Source organism: Streptomyces sp. H27-H5 (assembly GCF_026627505.1).
Classification (GTDB): Bacteria; Actinomycetota; Actinomycetes; order Streptomycetales; family Streptomycetaceae; genus Streptomyces.
On record NZ_JAPNLK010000110.1, the window covers coordinates 1 to 22,471 of the forward strand.

Sequence of the window (22,471 nt, forward strand, 5' to 3'; positions counted from 1 at the left end):
TTCCTGCCCTCAGGCCTGCCCTTCGGCAGTCCCGAGGACTGCCTCGACTGCGCCTGCTACCTCTACCTCGGCGACCAGCCGACCTGACCAACACCCCTCCACGAACTTTCGCGGTGCAGCACTAGGGATACTTGGACAGGCAGTCGGCTTCATCGCTGATGTGGTCCACGAAACCGCGGCGCCCCAGACGATCTCGTCATCGCCGTAGACGGTGCGTAATCCCAGCAAGGACATACCCGCGGCTTCTCCCAGTTCTCGCGTCAGCGACAGTGCCGGATCGCGCGAGCAATAGCGCCCCCGGCGCCGGCCAGCGCGCCGAGGACAGCCGCACCCACTCCCAGCGGCCCGACCATCGAGGGGTGGACCAGGGAGAGGTAGACGGCGGCTCCAGTGGCCAGCAGCCCCATCCCCATAGCCAGCAGGAGAACGACCAGGCGCAGCTCCCGGTGGTCACGGTCCTGGCCGGGAACGTTCGGATTCGTGGTCATGAGGTGTTGGTTCCTTCACGCATCGGGACGGGGTGGGCAGCGGCCGGGCGTGGCTGCACGGTGCTGGACTTCAAATCTGGCCCACCCGCAACGGCGTTGGTACGCCACGGGGTTGCCACTCGACTGCCATTTGAAGGGGTCGACAGCTCAGCGACCCGACGGAGCTGGGGGGTCTCTAATCGCCCTTCGATGCGACCGGAAAGCATGGGTACGCCATGGGCATGCCGTTGGCCAGCGATTCGAAGAGGGGCCACCTGATGAGGCGACGGTCTTTCTCGGCCCGCCCGCCGGCTCGAACGCCCCCGGTACCGTCGCGTCATGTCTTCCACTTCCGCCACCAGCGCGGCCGATCAGCAGCTGCTTGACCACGCACACCGGCACGGACTCACCGTCACCCAGAAGAACCTGGACGTGTGGAGGCATGCTCGGCTGCTGCCCGGCAACATCCCCGGCGGAGGCCTTGGGCGCGGCAAGGGCAGCACCTCCAGCCCGGCGCCCGAGAGCTTCGACCTGGTCCTTGGCCTTGCTCGTCATGCCGGTCGTGGCAAACGCCCGAAGGACCTTGCACTACTGCTGTTCGCGGAAGGACTCCCGGTTCCCGAAACCACCGTCAGGGCCGCCTTCAGCGCCGCGGTGGAAACCCTCTTCATCCACGGCGATGACGACGAGCAGCCCGCTGACCCCGAGGAGAGGCTGGACGATCTCGCCGACCACATCGACGAGGAAGACCTGACGGTGACCCTTGTCCCTGCCCGGGCCCGGCGGATCGACGAGCGGATCGACCGTCTCGCCCGCGCCGGCGCCGCAGCGTGGCCTCCGGCCGAGCTTCTCGCCATGGATGAGAATCCCGGCCCCTCTTCCTCCACGCCGAAGGACGCCGCGCTGGCCGCCGCCACGGCTGTGATCTCGGGGTCGATGTCCATGGACGACGTCGGCGACATGCTGCGGGCGATGAACCCCAAGGCCGCGGCCAACCCCGTCGCTTCTCTTGTCGAGACCACCCAGCGAGACGCCCCGGATGTCGCTGGCAAGGTCTTGACCGAGGACGGCACCCTGACTCTCGGCCCTGCGGGAGATGCCCGCGACCACCTGCGCGACCTGGCAGGCCGGGCGCCTCTGGAGGACCTCGCGACGGCCTGGGTGACCGTCGGGCGCGTACGGGAGTGGGCCCTGGGCCTGTGCTCGCGCGTCGAAGGGGAGCTGGATGCTGGACACCTCGGCGAGGCGGCAGGGGAGTGGCAGAACTGCCGTTTCCTCGCGGCACGCCTGGTGATCCTCAGCACGCTGAAGGACCGCCTCTGGCCCCCGACGCAACGCGCGCTCGACACCCTGCTCTTGCTGTGCCAGTTCGAGGAGTACCGGCGGCTCGATGCCCGGATGCCCGGATGCCAGTGGCACCTCCTGGGCGCGGAGGGAATGATGCCGCCGCCAACACGCGAGCTGCTGCAGGACCTCATTGGCCGGGACACCGCCACGGCGCGGGCAGCGACGGACTGAGGGCCCGGGATTCCGGGGCTGTCAGACCAGCTTGTGCTGGCCACCAGGCCGAGGGGATACGCCGAGGAGGGTGTAGTACTCGGTTGAGATGATCGACGACCGTACGTCTGCGGGGAGGCGGGCGAGGATCCCGGGCAGGGGCCGCTCGCGGGCGGCCTCGCTGCGGTGGGAGAGAATTGCCTCCCACTTCTCGGTGAGGAAGCCGCTCACGTCGACCGTCGCCGTGATGTGTTCGTCCGGTACGGACAACACCTTCTTCCCGACCCGTGACAACAATGCGCCCAGCTCGCCCACCCCCGAGTCCGAGTGCGTGGCCGCGTACAGGGCGGCAGGCTGCCAAGGGGCGCCCGCCTCCGGGTACTGGTGCTCCAGGCCCGCGACGTGGAAGGCCAGGACGGTTGCTTGATGGGTACGGATGTGATCGGGGTGACCGGTCAACTGGCCGTAGGCGTCATGGGTCAAAACCAGCTGCGGCCGTACGGCACGGATGTGTCCGACGAGCATCTCCACGACCTCGTCGATATGGGCGTCACACAGCCTCGGGCGGCCGGGGGCGGAGTCGGGGATGCGGGCATCGGCGTAGCCGAGCATCCGCGGCTCGCCGGCACCCAGAACCTTCAGTGCGTCAGCGAGTTCGGCGGCCCGGTGACTGTCCGGGGACCAGGTCGCGGTGACGACCGCGGTGTCGGCACCGGCGGCGGCGTGCTGTGCGAGGACACCGCCGGCTAGAAGCGACTCATCGTCCGGGTGCGCGAAGACCCCGAGGAGGGACGGCTTGGCCGGGGTGGGCGATGGGATCACGGGCGTAGAACCTTCCTGGGGCGTGTGACTCGGCGGGGGACTGGCAGGGACAGGGACTAGCCGGCTAGGCAGTCCCGGGACCGGCGGGGTGGAAGGCCGCCGCGGCTGGATGGTCGAGCGGGAGGCTCGGATCCCACGTGCTCAGGCACTGAGCGCTCGGTACGAACAGAGGCTGGGGCAGCGCGTCCCGGGGCCAGAACCTCCAGGCCCCGATGGTCTCTTCGCGCTGCAGCGGCACACCGGACCACCGGGTCACCAGGACGGGCACCGTCACCCGCACGATGTCACCCACCCGAGCCAGGAGGGTGCCCAGCACGACGGTGTCGGCGACATCGGCCATGATGCCGGCCTCCTCGTGGAGTTCGCGTACTGCGGCCTCGGCGAAGGTCTCGCCGGGTTCAACCGACCCACCCGGCAATTCGAAAGTTCCACGACGGTGTTGGCCCAGCAGGACACCATCCGGCCCGTGGATGATCACGCCGACCCCCACGAACGCGCGCGGAGGCGGTGGAGTACCGGTGCGCTGGCGGCTCGGCACCCTCTGCGGACGCCGGACCTCGTAGAGCCGGTAGGAGGCCTGGTTGTCCGGCTGTGGTGCGTCGATCGCGGTGGCCCTCTCCAGGGTGAGGCCGTGCGCGACCAGGAGGTCCTCCCACAGCTGGGTGGTCAGGACCCACATGTCGACGGGATGGGTCTGGTCGGTGCCGGGCAGCCGCAGGATCTCCGGGCGCGGGGCCACGGCCGTGGAGGGTCCGGCGCCGGACGAGTTGGTGTGCAGTGCTGAGAAGACCAGGCGTCCGCCCGGCCTAATCGCGTTGGCCAGGGCGGGCAGGAGCCGGTTGGGGTGCAGGAACGGCAGGCCGTTGACGGAGTAGATGAGGTCGTAGGGGGCTGCATTCTGCAGGTGGGCGACGGCGTCGGCGCACACGAAGCGGAGCCCGGGAGTGTTCGGGTATCGCGTGACGGCGCGCTCGTGCTGGGTGGGGGAGGCGTCCACGCCGGTGACGTCGGCACCCAGGGCGGCCAGGCGGGCGGCGTGCCGGCCCACTCCGCTGCCGAGGTCGAGGATGCGGAGCCCTTCCACGTCCCCGAGGCTCTCGATGCCGGGCCCGGTGTCGGTGACGCCCCAGTCCCACCGCTCGATCTCCGGCAGGTCGGGGCGGGCGGTGAGCTGGTGTTCCCCGTAGGTGGTCCAGATTTCGGCGGTCTGCTTCTCGATGTCCATCAACGTGTCCTCCATGAGGTCGGGGTGGTTCAGGGGTGCAGGGCGTAGCAGCGAAGTACGTCAAGGTCGTGGGTGCGGGCGACGGACCAGCCCGCTGTGAGGATCTCGGCTTCGGCCGGGGTGATCCCGAGGCTCTGGAGCGGGTCGGTGCTCTTCCGGCGGCCGGTGATTTCGGCGACGACCCAGAAGGTTCCGCCGGGTACCAGGAGGCGGCGGACTCGGTTGACGAAGGCTGCCTTGTCGTCGAGCCACCGGTAGACCAGACGGCAGGTGATGACCGTGTACGCGGGCTCCGGCAAGGCGGTCAGGTCGTCGGCCCCGATGTCGGCGCATCTCCACAGCGGTCCGGGCACCTCCGTGGAGTCCTGGACAGCGGCGAGGGCAAGGGCGCTGGGAGAGCAGTCGATCCCGGTGGTGCGGTATCCCAGTCGGTGGTGGAGGTGGCGGGTCAGGGCGCCGTCGCCGCATCCGATGTCGAGGGCCGGCCGTCCTCGGCCGGGTCCGAGCTGCTGGTCCAGCAGCCGGGTCTCGACGTCGTCGAGCTGTCGGTACCGGCGGCCTTGGGCCCATAGGGGGTCCCAGTACGCCGCGGTCGAGGTCGTCGTCATGAAGATCCTTCGCGGGCGGAGGGCAGTGCTGTGCGCGGGGGCGGGGCGGGCATATCCCGCATCGTGCGGACAGGGGAGAGGAGCAGGAGGGCGACCGGGACGAGCTGGAAGACCGCGCCGATCGTGAGGGTGGTGTGTACGCCGAGGCAGAGGACCAGAGCGCCGGCGGCTGCGGCGGCGAGCGGTCGGACGCCGGCGGTCATCGTGGTGCTGGCGGCCTGCATCCGCCCCTGCAAACGGGGGTCACAGATGGTCTGCCTGACCGAGTTTGACTCGTCCCGGACGCGGTGGCCCAGAACAGCTGTACGGCCAGGACCAGGGCGAGGGTGGTCTGCCAGTACAGGCCGGGCCCGGCGAGCAGGAGGGGCACCTGTGCCAGAGGGCTGACCGCGAACCCGACGATGATCGTCGGTCCGATGCCGATGCGGCTGGCGATCTTCGGGGCGAGGAGTGCCCCGGCCAAACTGCCGGCGCCTCCGACGCCCATGATCACGCCGAACGCCGTCGGGGTGACCTTCAGGACGGCGAGCAGATTTGTTTCCGCAGCGACCCTGTCCCCCGCAGGTCGTGTCGCTTTACGTGGCGGCTGACCATGTTTGCGGTAGTGCATCGTGTTGCCATGCCTGCCACGTCTTGTGAGGAACGGCACACTATAGTCCGGATGGACGGCAATGCCGTCTGGCGTCCTGGTCCTGGCTCGCTCCAAGAAGCAGGACGCCGCCGCGACCTGGAAGAAGATCTTTTTGATCACCACCCGTTGATGGCATTCGGCGATTACGCGGCGGGCGGGTCCGGGTAACCCGCGGCGCGGCTGGCGGGCTTTCACCGTAGGTGGCAAGGCGGACCCGCGGGCGCGGGCTCGGGTGCCGCGATACCTCCAACTCCGCCCCGCGTCTTCTCCCATGTTCGTGCTCGCGGTTGGCAGACCGGCGGACACGGTGGTGCGGGCTGCCAGCGTCTTGGCGGTGAGAGCGTCGGAGATGGTGGCGCTCCCCTGGACGGTCAGGCCTCCGCTGCAGACCTTCATGCCACCGTGCGACTGGGTGATGGTGTTGCCCACTTCGATGCCACCGCCGTTGCCGACGATCCTGGGGACAGCCAGGTATTTGCCGCGATGCTGACGTTGCCCTGCGCGGTGACGGTGCCGTTGACAATGAGGCTGCCGATCTCAAGGTCGGGGTTGAGCTTGGACAGCACCCCGGCGAGCACCTCCAGCGCGGTAGGCCGCATCCTCGACGGCTCCGGTACTTCCACCGCTCAGGTCCGGTGGCGTCGGCGAGAGCACGTACGGCGATCACCGCGCTCTCGGCCAGCGGGTCCAAGAGGGTGGTTCGTAGAGGCATTGACCAGGCGCAGGCGGTGGTCGGTGATGACCAGGCGGACCCCAGTCGGACCCCGCTCGCGCAGCAAGCGCAGGAACTCGCTCCAGAACACCACCGGCCTCGGTGTGAGGCGGACAGTCGCTGCACACCGAACCGGCTGCTGACCACGCACCCGGAGAGTCCGTGGTCGGCAGCCGGTGGGCGTAAGGGGCGGCGCGCCCGCGTTCAGGGGTTCGAAGTGACCGGGAGCTCGTTCATCATGCGAGGGGGGCCCCACCGAAGGAAAACCACTGGATGGAAACGGCTGCGCTCTGACCAGCGCTCACCTTCTGCACGCGCACCTTGTAGCCCTTGGGAATGGGCAAGGTGAGCGGCGTGTAGTGATCGGCGGTGCGGTATTGCATTTGCCAGCCGGTGGGGTATGTGACCGTGACCTCCAGGTGAGTATTGGAGAGAATGTTCTCCAGGAGAGTCAGGATTCCGTCAGTTGGCGCAGTCAAATCCCCCGTGTCGACAAGTGAAGCAGGGACCGAGCACAGCGTCATAATCGACGCGGTTCCGCGGAGACTCAGCAGATTTTCGACATCGAGTCCGTTGTGTGCGGCTGCTTTGCCGTGGATGTCCAGGTTGCCGATGTCGAGGTCGGGTTTGGTGACGCTGACCTGGGTGGTGAGGATGCGGATGACGGGGTTGGTGGGGTCGCCTGTGGTGGCGCGAAGGTAGAAGGTGGTGTCGGACCTGACGCCTTCGAGCTCCAGACTGGTCCGGTCGGTGACGTCCCGTTCGACGCCTGGGTAGAGCAGGTCGTATTTGGCGTTGACGGAGCGTTCCCACGTGAGGTGCACGTCGCCGCCGTTGGGGATGATGGAGGGTTCGCACAGGAAGTTGCGGAGGTAGAAGTCGGCGGGGAATTTGCCGATGTTGTAGACGGTGGTCCGGTCCTGGAAGGCGGAGGTGCCGATGCGTGATGATTCCGTGAGGGTGACGGGGGCGGTGCCGACCTTGCGGCTGACGGGGATGTCGGACAGCTGGATGGTGAACCCGTCGTCCGGGCCGACGGGTGTGTGACTGGCCGTGGGGGTGAAGACGAATTCCTTGGCGGCCGCGTCCAGGCTCGCGGTCCAGCCGGTGAGGGTGATCCTGGGGTTGATCTTCGCCAGGTCGGTGGCGAGGTCCGGCGACATGGTGCCGGCCGGTACTTTCACCGTGACCGACTGCAGATCTGCCGGGGTTCCGCTCTGCCGGGACACGGCGATGATGATCTCCCCGATCTCTTCCGGGGCCTGCGGATTCTCCGGTGAGGCTTTGAGCGGACTCGGGGTGGTGGTGACGGCGTAGGACAGCAGCGGGTCGTTCGCTGCACTGCCTGCGTCCTGCATCTGGACAACGAGGGTCACGGCTGGCTCCTGTGGGGGTTCGTTGGCCGTGCCGCCCCGCATGTGGGGCGGCACGCAATGAGCGGAGGTGGCGACCGGTCAGTTGTCGCTGCGGCTGTGGGCGACGGCGTCATCCAGGGTGAGGAAGCCGGAGCGGATCTCGGGTTCGGCCAGGGGCGGGTCGTACTGGTCCTGGCCAAGGACCGGCAGCTTCTCCCATGTGCCGCCGCGGTTCTCCGTCCAGCTCCAGGTGCCGACGATCCCGTCCGGCACCGGCATGAGGACGGTCTCCTCGTTCTCGCCCTGCGGGCCGCTCAGGGCGGTGGAGGCGGCCAGCAGAGGACCGGTGCGGAAGTTGACCGCCATCCGGGCGATCGCCGGATCGGTGAACTCCTGCGGGACGAACACCTTCTTGGTGGCGAGGATGTCGGTAGTGGCATGCACGGCGGCGCGCGGGTCCAGCAGCACGGTGGCGACCGCGGTGCTGTGCTCCCCGAAGTCCAGCTCCAGGCTGGGCCGCTCGCCGATCGGCCGCAGATACTCCCCGCTGCCCGCGGCCGGGTCGACGACGCTCTCGAAGTGCTCGTAGTCGTCGTCCAGGACGTACCCGACCAGGCCGTCGTCGCTCTGCTGCGCCTCGCCGAGGCGGATCGCCCACGGGTAGGTGGGAAGTTGCGGCGTGCCGGGCTCGAAGAGATTCTGCCAGCTGACGTCGGTGCGCAGGGGGCCGCGCAGGTTCATGGTGAGGCGGGTGCGGACCAGGGCGAGGGGGCGGCCGAGGAGGAAGCCGAGGCCGGGGTCGGCCGGGCCGTCCGGGTCGATGGTCTCCAGGGCCCGATCGAGGGTGGCCCGGAACGCCTCGAAGGTCTGCGGGCCGCGGGTCTTCACCGCGTTCAGCAGCCGGTAGGGGTGCGGAGCCACCGTCTCCAGTTGTTCGAATTCCGTGACCTCGGAGCCGGGCAGGGCGGACCAGGAGACCTCCTGCTGGCTGTCGCGGTTGAGGGTGACGCGCAGTTCGCCGAGGGTGGCGCCGTCGGGGGCGTGGACGACGAGGGATTTGTCGAGGCGGTTGTGCAGGAGCCAGGCGCAGACGGGGTTGGTCCCGGGGGTGAGGTCGGTGTCCTCGTCGGTGGTGGCGGCGAGGAAGTCGAAGCGCAGCCGGGCGGGCTGGAGCAGGCGCGGCCCGAGTTCGACCAGCCGGTCGGAGTCGTAGTCGCTGACGGGGTGTGCCGGGCGCATGGTGTCGGGCATTTCGGGCGCGAAGTGGGATGGGTTGGTGATGAGGTTGACGGAGCGTCCGAAGCGGTCGACGACGGCCAGGTCGAGGAAGGCGAGCTGGCCGGCGCGCAGTTCCTGGAAGGTGGTCTCGGGCCAGGGGTCCCAGTCGCTGGCGGGCATGGCGCCGGGCTCCGGCGGGGGGTAGTCGCCGTTGCCGATGAGGTCGGCGAGGTCTCCGGTGGGCTGGAGGCCGGCGAGGGGCCTGCGCTGGGCGACTGCGGCGCCGAAGCCGTCGAGGCTCTGGGAGAGGTAGTCCGCTCCGCGGGCTTGGGAGCGGACGCCGCGTACGGCGTCGGCGGACAGGTTGTCCCGCACGCGGGCGTAGCTCTGCAGGGTGCCGTCGACGATGTGTCCGGCGGAGGGGGCCAGGAGCTGGCGGCCGGAGACGACCAGCGGGGTTCCGGGCTCGCCGGTGCCGTTGTACTGGTAGCGGGAGCCGTCGACGAATTCCCAGTGCGCGTCGTCGCCGTCACGGAAGGGCAGGGGGAAGTACTCGGCTTTCCAGAGCAGGAACAGTGGCTGCCACGGCATTGCCCACGGTGTGGTGCCGTACTCGGGCAGGGTGCCGGTGACGTCCCGGATCGCACCGCTCGCCAGGGCCCGGTCGAGGATGAGGAACTCGCTGAGCAGTGCGGGGAAGCAGGGGGGCTGCTGGCCGCTGAGGTCGATCTGGACGGCGGTCGCGGCGACGTCGGTGGTGGTGACGCCGGAGGCGGCGGTGACGAGGCGTTCGGGGGTGCGGCAGGGCAGCGCGGTGTCCCGGGTCAGCGGGGCGTGAAGGTTGGCTCCCTGCAGAGTGAGGACCGGATCGGCGCTGTACTCGAAGTCCTCGGCCGGCACCCGGATCAGGCGCCGGGCAGCCCGGGAGTGATAGGCCGGGTAGAGGGCGTCGATGCGTGCGGCCAGGTCCGTCTCGCTCCTGCCCCAGGGCAGCGCGGCGCGCTGCTGAGCCAGGTCGCGGGCGAGGGCCACTACACGTCCGGCCGCGCCGTCGGGGTTGGCCGGGTCGAGTTCGCCGTCGATGCGGCCGGTGAAGTCGGCGGGCTTCTTCTTGAGGTGGGTGAGCCACCACAGGTGGTAGAGGCGTTCGCGGGCGGCGTCGAGTTCGGCTTCGGTGGCGTCGTGGGCCGCCTGGCGGCGGTTGAGGTCGGTGACGGTGTCGGCCTCCGCCTCCCGGGCCGCACGGGAGGTACTGCGGCCGCTCTCCTCGCCGCGTTCGCCGATGAACCAGCGGTAGCCGCCGGCAACCGGGCCGAAAGCATGGTCGTGGGCGCGGCGGTCGGTGAGGATGTCGGCCTCGGGCCGGTCGCGTTCCTCCAAAGCGTCGATGCCGCCGAGCAGGAACGCCCGGAACAGATCGGCCTCCTCGGCGGACAGTGAGCCCTGTCCCTCGGCCTGGGCGCCGAGTTCGGCGACGGCTTCGGCAATGCTGTTGGACACGATCGCGGTGACGTTGGCGGGCGCCGGGCAGAGCGAGTCGGGGACGGGGCCGTCCAGCTCCCAGTCCAGGCCCAGGACGGTGCCGGTGCAGACGGAGGTGCGGATGCCGCTGCCGGAGCCGACGGGCGGCGTCCACTGCAGGCGCTCCAGCAGCCTGGGGAGATCGTCGGTGCCGGCGAGGATGTCGCTTGTGGGATCCGCGTACCAGCCGGCGACGAAGTAGCTGAGCCGCTCGTGTGCGGGCAGTTCGCCCTCCGCGGTGTCGAGGAGGGTGTCGTGGAGGGAGAAGACGTTGCTGTTGTAGGGCTGGAAGACCGAGAAGGTCAGCAGGCCGGGGCCGATCGCGGTGAGGAACGGCGCCCGGCGGCTCTCGGGTTCGCTCCAGGGGCCGGTCAGGTCATGGCACTTGCCGATCAGGGTCGCGGCGGGTTCGTCGCTGCCGGGGTCCTGGAAGGAGACGGTGCCGTCCATCGGGTCGAGGTAGTCGCTCTCGACGATCCACGCTTTGAGCGCGCGGGTGCTGTCGGTGTGGCGTACGACGAGCCAGCGGTTGGGCACCAGGGGGAAGTCTCCGACGCCCTCCTCCTCGTCGTGGCGGCCGCGGGTGAGGGCGGCGGGCAGCTCCCACTGGAGGTAGACCCCGAGGCGGTCCTCGCGTCCGGTCCACTCCTCGGGGCTGGAGAACGGAGCGGGCTCCGGGGGGACGCCTTCGCCGATGTCCTTGAAGTTGGTGATCCACCGGTGGAAGACGTGCGGGGTGCCGGTGTCGCGGGTGCGTCGGTTGACGGCGAGGGCCGCGACCTCGACCGGCACGATGAGGGTGTTGTCCACGGACATGGCCCGGGGTCCTTTCGTCGCTGCTGGGAGTGGTCGAGGGCTCAGGGCCGGGAAAAGTTCTGCACTTGCGGCGCGTTGATCATCTGCAGGGCGAACTGCGCGGAGGAGATCCGCTGGGTTCCCGTCAGCCCGTGCGCCCGGGACAGGGCGGGCAGCAGCGCGTCGCCGGCACCGTCGACGTTGAGGACGTCCTGGCCGCCGGGGCGCAGGAAGCGGGCGAAGCCGGCCGGCTGCGGGAACTCGCCCATGGGGTGGCCGATCCGGTCACCGCTGATCCCGCGGAGCTCGATGGTACCGACGTCACCGATGCCGAAACACAGGCCGCGGGGCGGCTCGGCCAGCTCGAAACGGTCGATCACTTCCGGGTAGAGCGTCAGGCGGATCTGTGTGCCGAAGACGGCCTCGCGCAGGGGTTCGACGATGTCGGTTCCCTTGTAGGCGGTGACGATGATCTTGGGCCAGTTCGGGACCAGGCTGGAGTTGATCAGCACCGCGCACTTCGGGACGGGTCCGCCGCCGGTGGCGAGCGTGTTGAGGTCGGAGTCCAGGGCGTGGCCCACTCCCACGCTCAGCGCGCCGTCGACCGCCGCCCGTACCCAGGCGGGGTCGAGGTGGGCGAAGCGGATGCTCTCCGCCGGCAGTGCACGGGCGTCGGGAACCAGGTGGGACAGGCTCAGCAGCTCCAGGCGGCGCAGGGCGTCCAGCCAGGCGGTGACCTTCGCGAAGTTGTCCGGGGCGACCTGGGTGAGGAGGCCGGCGACGCCGGGCTGGGCCAGGACGGCCCGCGCGTCGCCGGGGCTGCGGCGGGAGCGGGCGGCGGTGCGGCGGCGCCCGGCCCGCAGCTGCGGGCCCGCTTGGTCGAGGGCCTGGACGAGGCGGGCGCCGCCGGAGCGGGCGCCGTCGTCGGTGAGGAGGCGGTCGAACGCTTCGTAGGCCAGCGGGGCGGTGAGCTGGCGTGCGCTCAGAGCTGCGACGGACCGTGCGGCAAGTTCGGGATGGGAGGCCAGGCGGCGTACCGCGGTGCGGGCGGCGGAGCGGAACTCCAGCAGCGCGGTACGGAACTCGGCGTCCGCGAGGGCCAGGGTGCGCCCGGTGGTGAACGCGGCGGCGTAGGCGGTGTCGAAGACCCCGTAACGCTGCAGGTAGATCAGCGCTTCGCCCGGGGATTCCAGACGGGTGGCGGCCGGGGCGGGCAGGGCCTGGGCCGGTTGTGCGGTGAGCGGGCCGCGGTAGAAAGCCAGGGTGCGCTCACCGGTCTCCAGGCGCTGCGGCAGCGCGACGGCGCCGGCCTGCAGGCGGCCGATGGCCTCGGCCTGCTCGGCGCTGGGGTCGGCCGGGCCCGGGGCGGTGACGCGCAGGCGCAGTTCGTCCGCGCTGCGGGGGGTGGTGCCGTCCGTGGTCGCCAGGTGCTGGGCGAGGTCGCCGAAGCCGATGCCCGAGTCGGGCTCGGTGGTGAAGGACCAGGAGGTAAGGGAGACAAGGCGCACGCCGTTGTCGGGCGCGGGGGTGGTCAGGTACCGGTCGTGGCCTTCGAGGGAGACCAGGTGGACGACGTGGCGGCCGCCCGCGGCGGCGGGGAAGCGGTTGGCGACCAGGACGGCGTTGAGTTCACCCTCGTCGGGTTCGGGGGTGTCGCCCGAGCGGGTGGCGTCGGGGCGTCCGCCCTCGCGCAGGTGCGCGAGGTAGCCCATCTCGGCGGGCAGCGGCTTCACCGCGTCGAACAGGTTGCTGGGTACAAGGACGGTGGCGCACTGCTCGTCGTACTCATCGGGGCGCAGGCTCTCCGAAGGCAGGTCGGGAGGCGTGCCGGTGCCGTGGGCGCCGCCCAGGAGGGCACGCACGGTGCCGGCCTTGACGAGACCGACCGCGTCGGGGTCCTCGGGCAGTTCGTCCTCGCGGAACAGCAACAGTGCCATCCAGGGCACGCCGCCGGGGTGGCCGGAGCCGAGCGGGCGGTTCCAGGGCAGGCCGGGGGTGTCGAGGTTGATGTGGGCGAGGGTCTGGCTGTAGGTGCCGACGGCGTCCGGCACGGGGAACTGCGCGTGGATGCCGGTCGGGTCGAAGCTGAAGCGAGGCTGGACGACGTCGAAGGGCTGCGGAGTGGCGTCGATGACCCGGTCCGCTCCGCCGAGGTCCTTGAGGATCTGGCGGTTGTCGATCCGGTAGCGCCCTGCGTACAGCGACGGGATGCGGTGGTCGAAGAACCGGGTGCGGTGCTGGGCCGCCGGTGCGCTGGTACGCGGCCGGGCGGGTTCGGACGTGGAGGTCACGGGGCGTGCCTTTCGACAGGACGCGGCGAACGGGAAGTCAGGCAGACACTGCAGGCGGCGCGCGGGCCGCCCGCGCGACGAAGGGTGCGGGGGCCCGGCGGCTTGGGTCAGGCGGCGACGAGCATCGGCTCGGCAGTGAAGGCGGTGCCCGCAGCCAGGGCGTAGGCGCTCAGATCGGTATCGAGCGCACCGAGGTCCGCGCCGAGACCGGCCAGGGCTTGGGCCAGGGCGGTGCGGTTGCCTCGGGTGGTGGCGGTGTCGATGCCGTCCTGGATCGTGGCGATCACGCCGCCGGGCCGCGCAGGTACCGGGCCCGTAGCTGGCTCGCCTGCGGACAGCGGCAGGTCGCCATCCGGGTTGATCGGGTCGAAGGAGATGGCCTGCTCGTCGATGAACCCGGTGTCGGTGCCGTGGTCGACCGGGGGCGAGGTGAGCCGGATCCCGAGGATCCGGTCGGGGATGATCCCGTCGTTCGGCGCGTCCGCCTGCTGGCCCCACAGGCCGTTGGGCACGTTGCCGCGCAGCATCGCGCGGCCCCACGGCGTCATGGTCGCGGGCTCGCCGTTGTAGGTGAGCCAGACACGCAGCTCGCTGCCCGTGCCCCGTACGTGCATGGGCAGGATGTCCACCGGGCTGTCGGTGGCGACCTCGAGGGTGTCCGGGGCCTGGTTCAGGGAGACCTTGCTGACGGGGGCCTGGGTGTCGGCCGTGAAGGTGAAGCCGCCGTTGCTGACAAGCCACGGCTTGATGGCGCCGCGGGTGGGCGGGGCGCCCTCGCCGGTGTAGCCGGCGATCGCCGTGGTGCGGACCATGTTCTCCGGTGGCGGCAGCATGCCCTGGAAGCCGCCCCAGTCCAGCGCGGGGGTGTGCTTGCGGCGCTCGGCGCCGAAGCCGATGGTGAAGGAGATGAACCACAGGTGGACGGTGGCCTCGCCGCCGACCGCGGGGCCCCAGACCCGGACGCTGACGCCGACCTCGACCGAGATCCTGATCTTGACGAACCAGACCTTGATGGTCGCGGACACCCCGACCCGGATGCCGATACCGACGTCGAAGTAGAAAGGGTTCCACTCCAGCAGGGCGTCCACCCGCGCGGTGAGCCAGGCGCGGAGCATCCCGGACTGGAAGACGACATCCAGGGAGCCGCCCGCCATCAGCGACTTGGGGGTGAACGCGGCGTAGGCGTTGCCGGTGATGCTGACAGTGGAGCCGACGCCCCAGGTGAGTCCGGCCGGCTGCTGCTTGGGGTAGCGGGTGGGCAGTTCCCGGCCGGCAGGGATCGCGCCGAGCATGAACGCGAAGTCGCCGGCGTGCGGGTGGTCGCCGAACCAGAACTTCATGCCGACGCCGCCGCGCAGCTTGCAATTCGGGTCGATGAGGAACGTCTTCTCGGTGAACGCCGCACCGATGCTCAGCTCCCCGGCCGTCGGGCGCAGGGTCGCCTCGATGCCGATCTCGACCCGGGCGATCTTCTTCTCACTCCTGGTGGGCAACTGCATCCCGGCCACACCGAGCAGGCTGATGGTGAGGTCGGAGCCGGTCTGGACCAGGGCCATGGCGTGGCCGCGGAAGGTTTCGAAGCAGTCGAAGGCCAGGCCGGCGGCGAACCACAGGTCGCCCTCCTGCGGTCGCACCCACGGGGTGGGGCCGCCGATCAGCTCACCCAGGACCTTCAGCGGGTCGACCTCGTCGTCGGCGCCGATTCCGCCCGGGTTGTCGAGCGCGACCAGGAACGGGAAGCTCCCCAGCGCATCCGCGGCCGGCACCCGCACCCGGCTGTTCCAGCCGAACCCGGCGGAGATACCGCGCACCTGGAACAGCGGCGGCCCGAAACCGACCTGGCTGCCCAGCGATCCGTAGGCGAACAGCGACGGATCGGCGCCGGAGCCGTCGGGGACGACATAGGCGCCCATGGCCGAGCCGTTGAACGCACCGGTGTCCACCAGCAGGACACCGCCGACGACCGTCTTGTAGGGCGGGGAGGCCGGCAGTGCGGTCAGCGCCCCGGCGATCCGCAGCGGCGGATTGTAGTAGTCCACGCTCAGACCGTTCTCACCCCCGGGCGTGCCGATCGGCGACCAGCCGCGCACCGACGGCGCGTCGAGGACCCGCATGCCCTTGCGGAGCCGGGGCCCGGGACGGGGGGTAAGAATGCCGTTGTCCGTGACCAGAGCACGGGGGGTGTCCTCGCGCGGGGCGTCGCCGCGGTGCCTGACCGCGGGAAGGGCCCGGCCCAGTCCGTCCAGACACCCGGGATCGGTCGGCGGCGCGGGCGCGCGCCGGACCAGCCGCAGAGCCCGGCCGTCCGTCAGCGCCCAGGCACCGGGCGCCAGTTCGGTCCCGGCCGGTGCGCCGTCGACCAGAACCAGGACCTGGCCTCCACCGAGATCCGCCGTCACCAGGGTGCCGGTCACCGCTTCGTCCTCCGTGGTGAACGCGACCCGCACCGGCACCGGTGAGGGAGACGCCATGGTGATCGCGTGACCGACTACGGCCAGGGCCTGCGGATCACACACCGGGGCGTCCAGGCGTACCGTGCCCTTATCGAACACCAGGGCAGCGGCATCGAGGTCAGGAAGAAGTGACGCCGGAATCTCCACCGCGCCCTCCGAAGACGCCTGGTCCAGCAGCCGTTGAACGTCTTGCCTGCGTGCTGTCACAGCGCTCAGCCCTTACTCGCGGCGAAAGGGAAGACGGGAGCAACGCCTCGGTCCGGTAATGGGCCTGACGTGTCCGCCGCGAGGAGCCTAGCCAGTTGTGGACCATATGTATGCAGTTGGTCACTCAAGGTGATTGTTTTGGCTGGAAGGTGAGGTGCGAGCTCCACGCGGAAGTGGTCCTGCCACGGCTGCATCCGACTGACCTGCAAAATCGTTTCGAAGTGCCGCAGGAGATCCGGCGGCTGAAACGCCAGGAACGGCCATCGTTCGCCGGGGACGGGCCGGAGTACGCGTAACGCATACCAGCCAGCCAGATCGAGGGCCGCGCTGTTCGCGACAGCGGGTGGAAGGTGCCAAGGAATCCCGTAGGCCGAACGTCCGGAAAGTGCTTGCCCGTGGTCGGTGAACAGACGCCCACAGAGTTCCTGCGAAGCCCTGAGAGGGGCGCCGATCAGCACTCGGAGCGGCCGGGATGCCGCCCGCGACAGATGCGCGCTGGCTGCGGTGTGCACGCCGGGGTAGCGGAGCCGCCGCCCGCTCCCCGGGTCGCATCCTCGATCAGCGGCGCCTGCCTGTTCGGTAGTAGGGGGCGCCCAGGGGCCGGGCGCCCCTGCAGGGCCTCCCCCCTGGCGCTACGGCCCGTGGAAACTGGTTGTCCTAGCGAGCGAGGTGTCCCCGAGCAGAGATATTTGCCTACACCCACGACGAGTGGGGGTTTTGCCGGCCGGAGCGATGGTCAGTGCCTTCCATCCGCTGCTGAGTGCCCCCGAGCGGAGAAGTAGATCCCAGGGTGATGCAGTGGGCGGCCGTCCGGCATTCTTCGACTGGGCGGTCACCTCTACCTGTGACGGCTTAGCTGCGCGATCCGTACGGTGCACTCGCTCTTGAACTGTTCGGTAGAGCGCGGACATTCGACGGTGCGGCCAAGACATCACGAAGGCGCTCGATCTCCATCCGCTGGGCGGCGATCTGTGCCAGAGCCCGCTCCCGGAAGTCAGTGAGCTCATCGATCTGCGCGTCACGCGCGGCGAGGCGTTCCTTCAGCCCGGAGACCTGTTCCTTGAGACGCTCGATCTGTGCGGCCCGCGGGTCCGGAATCACGCCCGTTTCCCGAAGCCCGGCCAGCCGTCGTCCGAACTCCTCCGCCAAGTGCTGGTAAGGCCCAGGCCGCAGGGAGCCGTCACGGTTCTTCTTGGGGTAAAAGCCGGTGCGGGCGACCCCGGCCTTGGCCGCGAGGGTTTTGACGTCGCACTTGCCGCCCGCGGGAACGTCACCGGCAAGCAGCCGTTCCATGACCTGCCGAATGGCCGTCTCGTTGTTCCGCCGAGTCTCGTCGCTGATGCGGGCCACGTCATGCCCCCGTTCCGCAGAGGGCGTCGATCTCAGCCAGCACCCGTTCATCGCGGGCGAGTTCCGTACTCAGCCGGGCCTTCTCCGTCCGCTGTGCGCGTCCGATGGTGGCGATGAAGACCTTCTTGCTGTCGGCACTGGCCGCCCATACCGGGCGGTGCCCGGCATGGTGGGTGGCCTGGGGGCACCGGGCTGAGTCGCACATGCCGATCAAGGGCTCTGTCGCCCCGTGGGCGCGGGCTCCGGCGAGTTTGAGGCACAGCGCCTTGGACGGATCAAGGAACCAGCAGTAGTTCGCAGGCCCCAGGTGCAGGGACTTGGCTCGCTTGGCGAGCAGGTTCGTCACCTCCTGGTCGCTGCGTTTGATGTTCGGCGCCCCGGAGAAGTCCAGCTGCTCGTCGACGAACGCGAAGAAGTCCAGGAGGTCGCTGGCGCCGGGCCCCGCCGGCCGGATACCGTTCTGGTAGTCGTGGAATGCGTCGAGGGCGACACGCATCTTGTGCTCCCGCTCCTCTTGGCCGAACTCGGCCATCAGCACCGACTGTGCCCCACCGGGGCGGTCCGCATATCCCTCGGTGGTAACTACGGAAATATGCTTGAGATGGATCTTGGTGGCCAGCAGACCACCGGGCCGGTGTGCCATTTCCACCGCGAGGGTCCTCCGGAGCATCCGCAGACTGACTGGCACCTCGGGGATCGGCGCCAGCCCAAGGCGGCGGCCTTCCGGGCCATTGACCCAGGTCAGGAACCATTCATACGGGGTGAAGAAGGAGAGCGACTTGAACAGGTGACCGGTGTTCTTCACCGGGTCGGCGAGCGAGGCAGCTACGCCGGCGGTGTCGTACGCCTGCTTGATGGTCACCCACTGGTCGTGTTCACCACCCAGCTTCCGGCCCTTGATGATTTTGCCCTTCAGGCGGTACCGGAGGCGGCCCTCGCCGAGCTGTTCGGGAGGCTGCCGGCAGTCGTGAGTCAGCTCAGCCAGTTCGCTCTTGCGCATTCCGGTCAGCGCGGCGAGCACGATGAGGCAGGCTGTGCGGGCTCGGGAGAGCTGCAGCCGGGCCTCGGTGGTGTTCATCGGAAGGGTCCAGGGGACACTGCCCCGTCCGTCCGCGCGTTCGACCAGGGCGGCCGTCCGGCCCCAGCGTTTGGACAGGCCGACTTCCCTGACGGCCTTCTCCAGCTGGCCGCGCAGGGTGGGCAGCCACGTGTAGTGGAAGGCGTGCCGCCCGGTCTCGTGGGCGAGGGAGATCAGGTTCATCCGTAGCAGCGGGTCGTCCGGATCCCAGCCGTCCGCCAGCCGCTCGGCTACGACGTGATCGAGGGCGACATCGAACGGATCGGCCTCCTGCATGTGCCGGTCGATGGCCTGCGGGACCTCGACCTTCCAGGTCGGACGCCCGCTGTTGCGGCCCGGCCGGTTCGGCACCATCTCCTGGAGCTGTTCCTGGAGTTCCTTGGCGTGCGGTGCCAGCACCTCCACCACGTACAGGGCCGCTGCGACCAGCGGTTGGAAGACGTCGTTGCTCAGCGGCGGTGTCGTGTTGCCCGTCCGAGGGACCATCCCGGCGACGGAGTACGCCGTGCGTCGCCCCCACGGACGGAAACCCGACACGTAGCCGCCGGTGGAGAACAACTCCGTGTAGTAGCCCAGCTCCTGGATGACCGCCACTACGTCCATGCGGTAGCCGGGGCTGCTATCGCGGATCACGACGCCGTGCTTGTCCCGTACCTTCTTGCGAAGTTCCAGGTAGGCGGCACAGTACTGCTGGGACACCTCCCCGAGATTGTCCACGCCCTGTTCGGTGAGCCAGTTCAGCCAGCCGGTCAGCACGGTCAGCCGCCCGTGCACCGTGGCTATCTGCACGGGCGTTCGGTAGGCGTGAGCAAGCTCCCGCACAGCGTGGTGGTCCGGTGTGAGCCGGGCGAAGATGAACTCCTTCGCGAGTTCCCTCCACTGGGGATTGAGGATCTCGGTGAAGGACAAGATTCGCGCGTGCCGCGCAAGGTAGCGCGGCATTCCGATAACACCGGTGAAGTCCCAGATTGCGTCGTCGAAGTGAGGATGCGGGCCCGCGCCGTGGACCGGCAGACCGGCCGCGGCGCACACGTCTTCACCTCGAAAGACGGAACGCGAAAAGGTGGCTGCGAGGCCCGTGGGCCGGTGCAGGGTGGTCATACGGTGTGCTCCTCAGGTCGCAGGGGAATCTCGGCATCGGAGTCAGTGACCTCGGCGGCGGCTGCCCGTAGCGCCTGCTCGGAGAAGTACCGGTCGGGGGTCAGGATCTCGTCGAGACGATGGGCGTACGGGCCGAAGACGGGGATGAACTCGGCGGTGGTCATCTGCTGCCACTGGCGGGAGAAGAACGCCCGTAGTCGCAACAGGTTCGGCAGATGGCGGGGGGCGAACAAAGCCAGCGGGCACAGCAGGCACACCCACGGGCGTGCCGGACAGGGCTTGCCCTTCGGCCCGTGGAGTCCCGACAGTTGATCTCCACATGCGGCGGTGAAGACGTCGCGTTCCCCGGACAGGAGCTGCGCCAAGGCGTTGTCGTCCAGGCCGAGCCGCTTCATGTGCTCGGAATAGTTCTCCACCAGGTCGGCCAATTCGGCGGTGGCCAGCACCAAGGGCGGCAGCGCCCGGCGCACGAGGTCTTCCTGGGCCTGGGCGATGATGTCCTCCGCCGCCTCGCGCTGAGCCGGCGTCGTGTTCGTCAGGTAGTGGTCCCCCTCAACGTCGGGGGACCGGTTCGGATCGAGCGTGGTCCGGCGGCTGCCACGCCAGTGTGACCTGTCTTTCAGCGCGTCGTGGGTAGTGCGGATGCGGTGCCGGTGAAGGGCCAGGGGGAGGCTGTCGTCGCCGCTCACCTGCGTGGGGCGCCCGTCCTCGTCGACTGCTTGGCGCCGCTTGACCCAGCCGCATATGGACAGGCGCGTGGGTGGCTTGGCCAGCCAACGCTCTCCGGCCCATGTGCCGCTCGGCGTGAAACGCACCCAGAGCTCCTGGCGCAACTCCTCGGGCGCGAAGCGGCGGGCCACCGCGGAGTGATCGAGCCACTGCTCCAGCAGGCGAGTGGCCTGACGCGACAGAGCAAGGCTCTCCGCCGCCGTGCGGCCCTTGACGTAACTGAGGAGGATCTTCTCGTCACCCGCCCACTCGATGTCGTCGAGCCCCAGCTCCGCGATCCCGTCCGGCACGACCCCGGTGTAGGCACCGAACAGCAACTGATAGGCGATGATCACGTCCAGGGTCGGGATCAGCGGATCCAGCACCGCGCGAAGACCGACCCCGTATCTCTGCCCGAAGGGGAACGAGCCGCGATCGGCCATCTCGCTGACCAGCGGATCGGGCCCGTTGTGCAGCACCAGCCAGTGATGGGCAGCGCGCTCACGGAGCGAAGCCCCTGGCCCGTCAGCTGACGAAGCCTGCTCACGGGCCGCGCAGAACGCGCGGAAGGCACCATCGACCTCGTCCCGGCAGGTACGGATGAGCCGGGCCCATTCGGCCTCGCTGTACGGCTGGTGCGAGCCGTACCGCTCGCCCGTGTTGAACAGCCGGCCATCGACGAATGCGCGCACATCCGGCGCCAGAATCTGCTCCTGGTCATCCGCGCAGCGCAACATCGCCCGCAGCGCGCTCTCCTGCGAGGATCGCACCCCTTGCCGCCAGTACCGGGCGAGGAGCGCGCGCGTCAGGTCGGATGCCCCGCCGGAGAACCCGAACTCGACCAGCCAGTCGGTGAAGCCGCGGACGGCCGTGAGATAGAGGTCCAAGCCTCCCGCGCTGTCGACCTGCCCATGCGGATGGACAAGATCTGTAGCGCCCTCCAGCAGAGTGCGCGCCAGCCCCGGGAGCACCACTGGCCGCCGCACGCGTAGACGACGGCGGTACTCCGACCCGTCGCTGAAGATGCAGTGCACACCCAGCGGGTCAAGCGTGACGGTGGCCGGCATCAGACCACCGCCGGTTCGCCGTCGAACTCAGTTTCGAGCTCCAGCTCGACGTCCTCGTCCAGCAGCCCGTACTCCTTGCCGACCCGCCGATACAGGGAGGTGAACAGGCGAAGCACGTCCAGACGGTGGAGATACGATTCCGTGGTCAGTGAACTGGTATGTCCGAGCAGATCGCGCAGAATCAGCAGCGGTTCCTGGGTCCGCAGGTAGTGCGCCAGGGCGGCATCGTCATCGGTGCCACGGACCTGTCGAGCAGCCTGCTCGTACCAGCCGCGCATCAGCCGCGCCATGGTCGCCATGGCCATGGTGTGACGCAGCCGGTGTGGGTTGACGTGCGGGAATCGCGGCTCGTATCGCTCGCGGATGCGGTCGGAGGTCCTGGCGAAGACCGTGGACCATCCGGTGAACGGGCGCCCCTGGCCCCACACCGACAGCAGCATCGAACCGCCCTCCGGGGCGACCAGACGCCGCCGCTCGTCAGGACCGAGCGAACTCCACTTGACGCGGACCCCGTTGACGCGTCCGCCCCGCTGATCCGCGTCCGTCACGAACAGCGGCTCTCCCCAGCGGGCCGGCGGACGCCACGGCGATCCGTACGTCGCAGCTGCTCGGTCGAGAGCGATGTAGGAGTGCAGCTCAGCCAGCGAGTCGTAGTCGATCCACGACTCGCGGTACTTGCTTCCCTTGGTGACACCGGAAGGGACCGGGAACGACACCGGCACCGCAGTCCGCCGCGAGGGGAGCACGGGCACCTCGCAAACCAACAGGTACGTGTACTCCTGGCTACGCAGCCCGCTCGAGACGATCATTCGGCCGACCGCTGAGTTCCGGGCCAATTCCCGCCCCCGGTACCGCAGATCCCGCTCTCCGTCAGGATCCAACCCCGCCAACGCCTTGAGGAAGATGTCCGTGAAATCGTCATCGAGATACTTGATCGTCACATGAGGCTTCGCCTGGCGCCGCCGTGACTGGTTGACCCGCCCACGACGGACTTGCCCCTTGAACGCCCAGACCGCCTGCCGGTACGTGAACGGCTCGGAGTCTGCGTACTCCTCGTCCTTCGCCCACTTGTAGAACCCCGCCAGGATGCCCATGTTCTGGTTCCACGTGGACGCTTCGAAGCGGTGTTTGATGGGGCCCTGGGCTCGATAGACGGAGTACGCGCTCAACGCTGCCTTCAGGCGACGCCGCGAGTCGAACAGGGCGACCCCGTGCCCGGATATGAACTCCAGCCACTCACCCTCGATCCACCGCGTGATCTTTGATCACGCGGTGTGATTGCTTTTGTGGTGGGTTTCCGGATTCGGGCAGGCCGGTATCCCGGGTGGCCGTCCCGGTGGCGGGTTCTCCGAGGTTCTTTCTGGT

At 69.3% G+C, this 22,471-nt stretch carries 16 protein-coding genes; 1 reads left to right on the forward strand and 15 read right to left on the reverse strand.

Features of this window, described 5'->3' with window-relative positions:
* Positions 1-260: 260 nt before the first annotated feature.
* Entirely contained in the window at positions 261-488 is a 228-nt protein-coding gene (locus OTB19_RS35700) for a hypothetical protein (RefSeq protein WP_267802895.1), read from the reverse strand.
* Positions 489-806: 318 nt separating this feature from the next.
* Here OTB19_RS35700 and OTB19_RS35705 point away from each other — a divergent pair, with 318 nt between their 5' ends.
* Entirely contained in the window at positions 807-1,985 is a 1,179-nt protein-coding gene (locus tag OTB19_RS35705) for a hypothetical protein (protein WP_267802896.1), read from the forward strand.
* A gap of 21 nt (positions 1,986-2,006) precedes the next feature.
* Here OTB19_RS35705 and OTB19_RS35710 read toward each other — a convergent pair whose 3' ends face one another.
* From OTB19_RS35710 to OTB19_RS35775, 14 genes are all read right to left on the reverse strand, one after another.
* Entirely contained in the window at positions 2,007-2,786 is a 780-nt protein-coding gene (locus OTB19_RS35710) for a PIG-L deacetylase family protein (protein ID WP_267802897.1), read from the reverse strand.
* A 64-nt stretch (positions 2,787-2,850) separates the two neighbouring features.
* Complete coding sequence (locus OTB19_RS35715) at positions 2,851-4,026, reverse strand: bifunctional class I SAM-dependent methyltransferase/NUDIX hydrolase (RefSeq protein ID WP_267802898.1); 1,176 nt, start codon at positions 4,024-4,026, stop codon at positions 2,851-2,853.
* A 14-nt stretch (positions 4,027-4,040) separates the two neighbouring features.
* Positions 4,041-4,619: a class I SAM-dependent methyltransferase gene (locus OTB19_RS35720; RefSeq protein ID WP_267802899.1), complete on the reverse strand. Its 579-nt coding sequence runs from the start codon at positions 4,617-4,619 to the stop codon at positions 4,041-4,043.
* Complete coding sequence (locus OTB19_RS35725) at positions 4,616-4,843, reverse strand: hypothetical protein (RefSeq protein WP_267802900.1); 228 nt, start codon at positions 4,841-4,843, stop codon at positions 4,616-4,618. Before OTB19_RS35725 ends, OTB19_RS35720 begins: the two co-directional genes overlap by 4 nt.
* Positions 4,819-5,679 carry a hypothetical protein gene (locus OTB19_RS35730; protein ID WP_267802910.1) on the reverse strand — a complete coding sequence of 287 codons (861 nt, stop codon included), beginning with the start codon at positions 5,677-5,679 and terminating at the stop codon, positions 4,819-4,821. Before OTB19_RS35730 ends, OTB19_RS35725 begins: the two co-directional genes overlap by 25 nt.
* A complete protein-coding gene (locus OTB19_RS35735; protein WP_267802901.1) occupies positions 5,643-5,816 on the reverse strand; it encodes a hypothetical protein in 174 nt (57 codons plus the stop codon). Before OTB19_RS35735 ends, OTB19_RS35730 begins: the two co-directional genes overlap by 37 nt.
* Positions 5,817-6,198: 382 nt before the next feature.
* Positions 6,199-7,338 carry a hypothetical protein gene (locus OTB19_RS35740; protein ID WP_267802902.1) on the reverse strand — a complete coding sequence of 380 codons (1,140 nt, stop codon included), beginning with the start codon at positions 7,336-7,338 and terminating at the stop codon, positions 6,199-6,201.
* Between the two features lie 78 nt (positions 7,339-7,416).
* The gene (locus tag OTB19_RS35745) at positions 7,417-10,872 is read right to left on the reverse strand and encodes a hypothetical protein (protein ID WP_267802903.1); all 3,456 of its coding nucleotides are present in this window, start codon (positions 10,870-10,872) and stop codon (positions 7,417-7,419) included.
* Positions 10,873-10,913: 41 nt separating this feature from the next.
* The gene (locus tag OTB19_RS35750) at positions 10,914-13,142 is read right to left on the reverse strand and encodes a hypothetical protein (protein WP_267802904.1); all 2,229 of its coding nucleotides are present in this window, start codon (positions 13,140-13,142) and stop codon (positions 10,914-10,916) included.
* 107 nt (positions 13,143-13,249) lie between these two features.
* Positions 13,250-15,613, reverse strand: a complete 2,364-nt coding sequence (locus OTB19_RS35755; protein WP_267802905.1) for a DUF6603 domain-containing protein — start codon at positions 15,611-15,613, stop codon at positions 13,250-13,252.
* A 1,041-nt stretch (positions 15,614-16,654) separates the two neighbouring features.
* Positions 16,655-17,152: a hypothetical protein gene (locus OTB19_RS35760; protein ID WP_267802906.1), complete on the reverse strand. Its 498-nt coding sequence runs from the start codon at positions 17,150-17,152 to the stop codon at positions 16,655-16,657.
* A gap of 1 nt (position 17,153) precedes the next feature.
* Positions 17,154-19,139: a site-specific integrase gene (locus tag OTB19_RS35765; protein WP_267802907.1), complete on the reverse strand. Its 1,986-nt coding sequence runs from the start codon at positions 19,137-19,139 to the stop codon at positions 17,154-17,156.
* A gap of 188 nt (positions 19,140-19,327) precedes the next feature.
* A complete protein-coding gene (locus OTB19_RS35770) occupies positions 19,328-21,106 on the reverse strand; it encodes a hypothetical protein (RefSeq protein ID WP_267802908.1) in 1,779 nt (592 codons plus the stop codon).
* On the reverse strand, positions 21,106-22,200 hold the full coding sequence (locus tag OTB19_RS35775; protein WP_267802909.1) for a site-specific integrase: 1,095 nt from the start codon (positions 22,198-22,200) through the stop codon (positions 21,106-21,108). The genes OTB19_RS35770 and OTB19_RS35775 overlap by 1 nt, the downstream gene beginning before the upstream one ends.
* Positions 22,201-22,471 lie beyond the last annotated feature (271 nt).

Coding starts and splice junctions, on each gene's coding strand:
- OTB19_RS35700 (WP_267802895.1), bottom strand. CDS start 488: ATGACCACGAATCCGAACGTTCCCGGCCAGGACCGTGACCACCGGGAG.
- OTB19_RS35705 (WP_267802896.1), top strand. CDS start 807: ATGTCTTCCACTTCCGCCACCAGCGCGGCCGATCAGCAGCTGCTTGAC.
- OTB19_RS35715 (WP_267802898.1), bottom strand. CDS start 4,026: ATGGAGGACACGTTGATGGACATCGAGAAGCAGACCGCCGAAATCTGG.
- OTB19_RS35720 (WP_267802899.1), bottom strand. CDS start 4,619: ATGACGACGACCTCGACCGCGGCGTACTGGGACCCCCTATGGGCCCAA.
- OTB19_RS35725 (WP_267802900.1), bottom strand. CDS start 4,843: ATGCAGGCCGCCAGCACCACGATGACCGCCGGCGTCCGACCGCTCGCC.
- OTB19_RS35745 (WP_267802903.1), bottom strand. CDS start 10,872: ATGTCCGTGGACAACACCCTCATCGTGCCGGTCGAGGTCGCGGCCCTC.
- OTB19_RS35755 (WP_267802905.1), bottom strand. CDS start 15,613: ATGGCGTCTCCCTCACCGGTGCCGGTGCGGGTCGCGTTCACCACGGAG.
- OTB19_RS35770 (WP_267802908.1), bottom strand. CDS start 21,106: ATGCCGGCCACCGTCACGCTTGACCCGCTGGGTGTGCACTGCATCTTC.
- OTB19_RS35775 (WP_267802909.1), bottom strand. CDS start 22,200: ATGGGCATCCTGGCGGGGTTCTACAAGTGGGCGAAGGACGAGGAGTAC.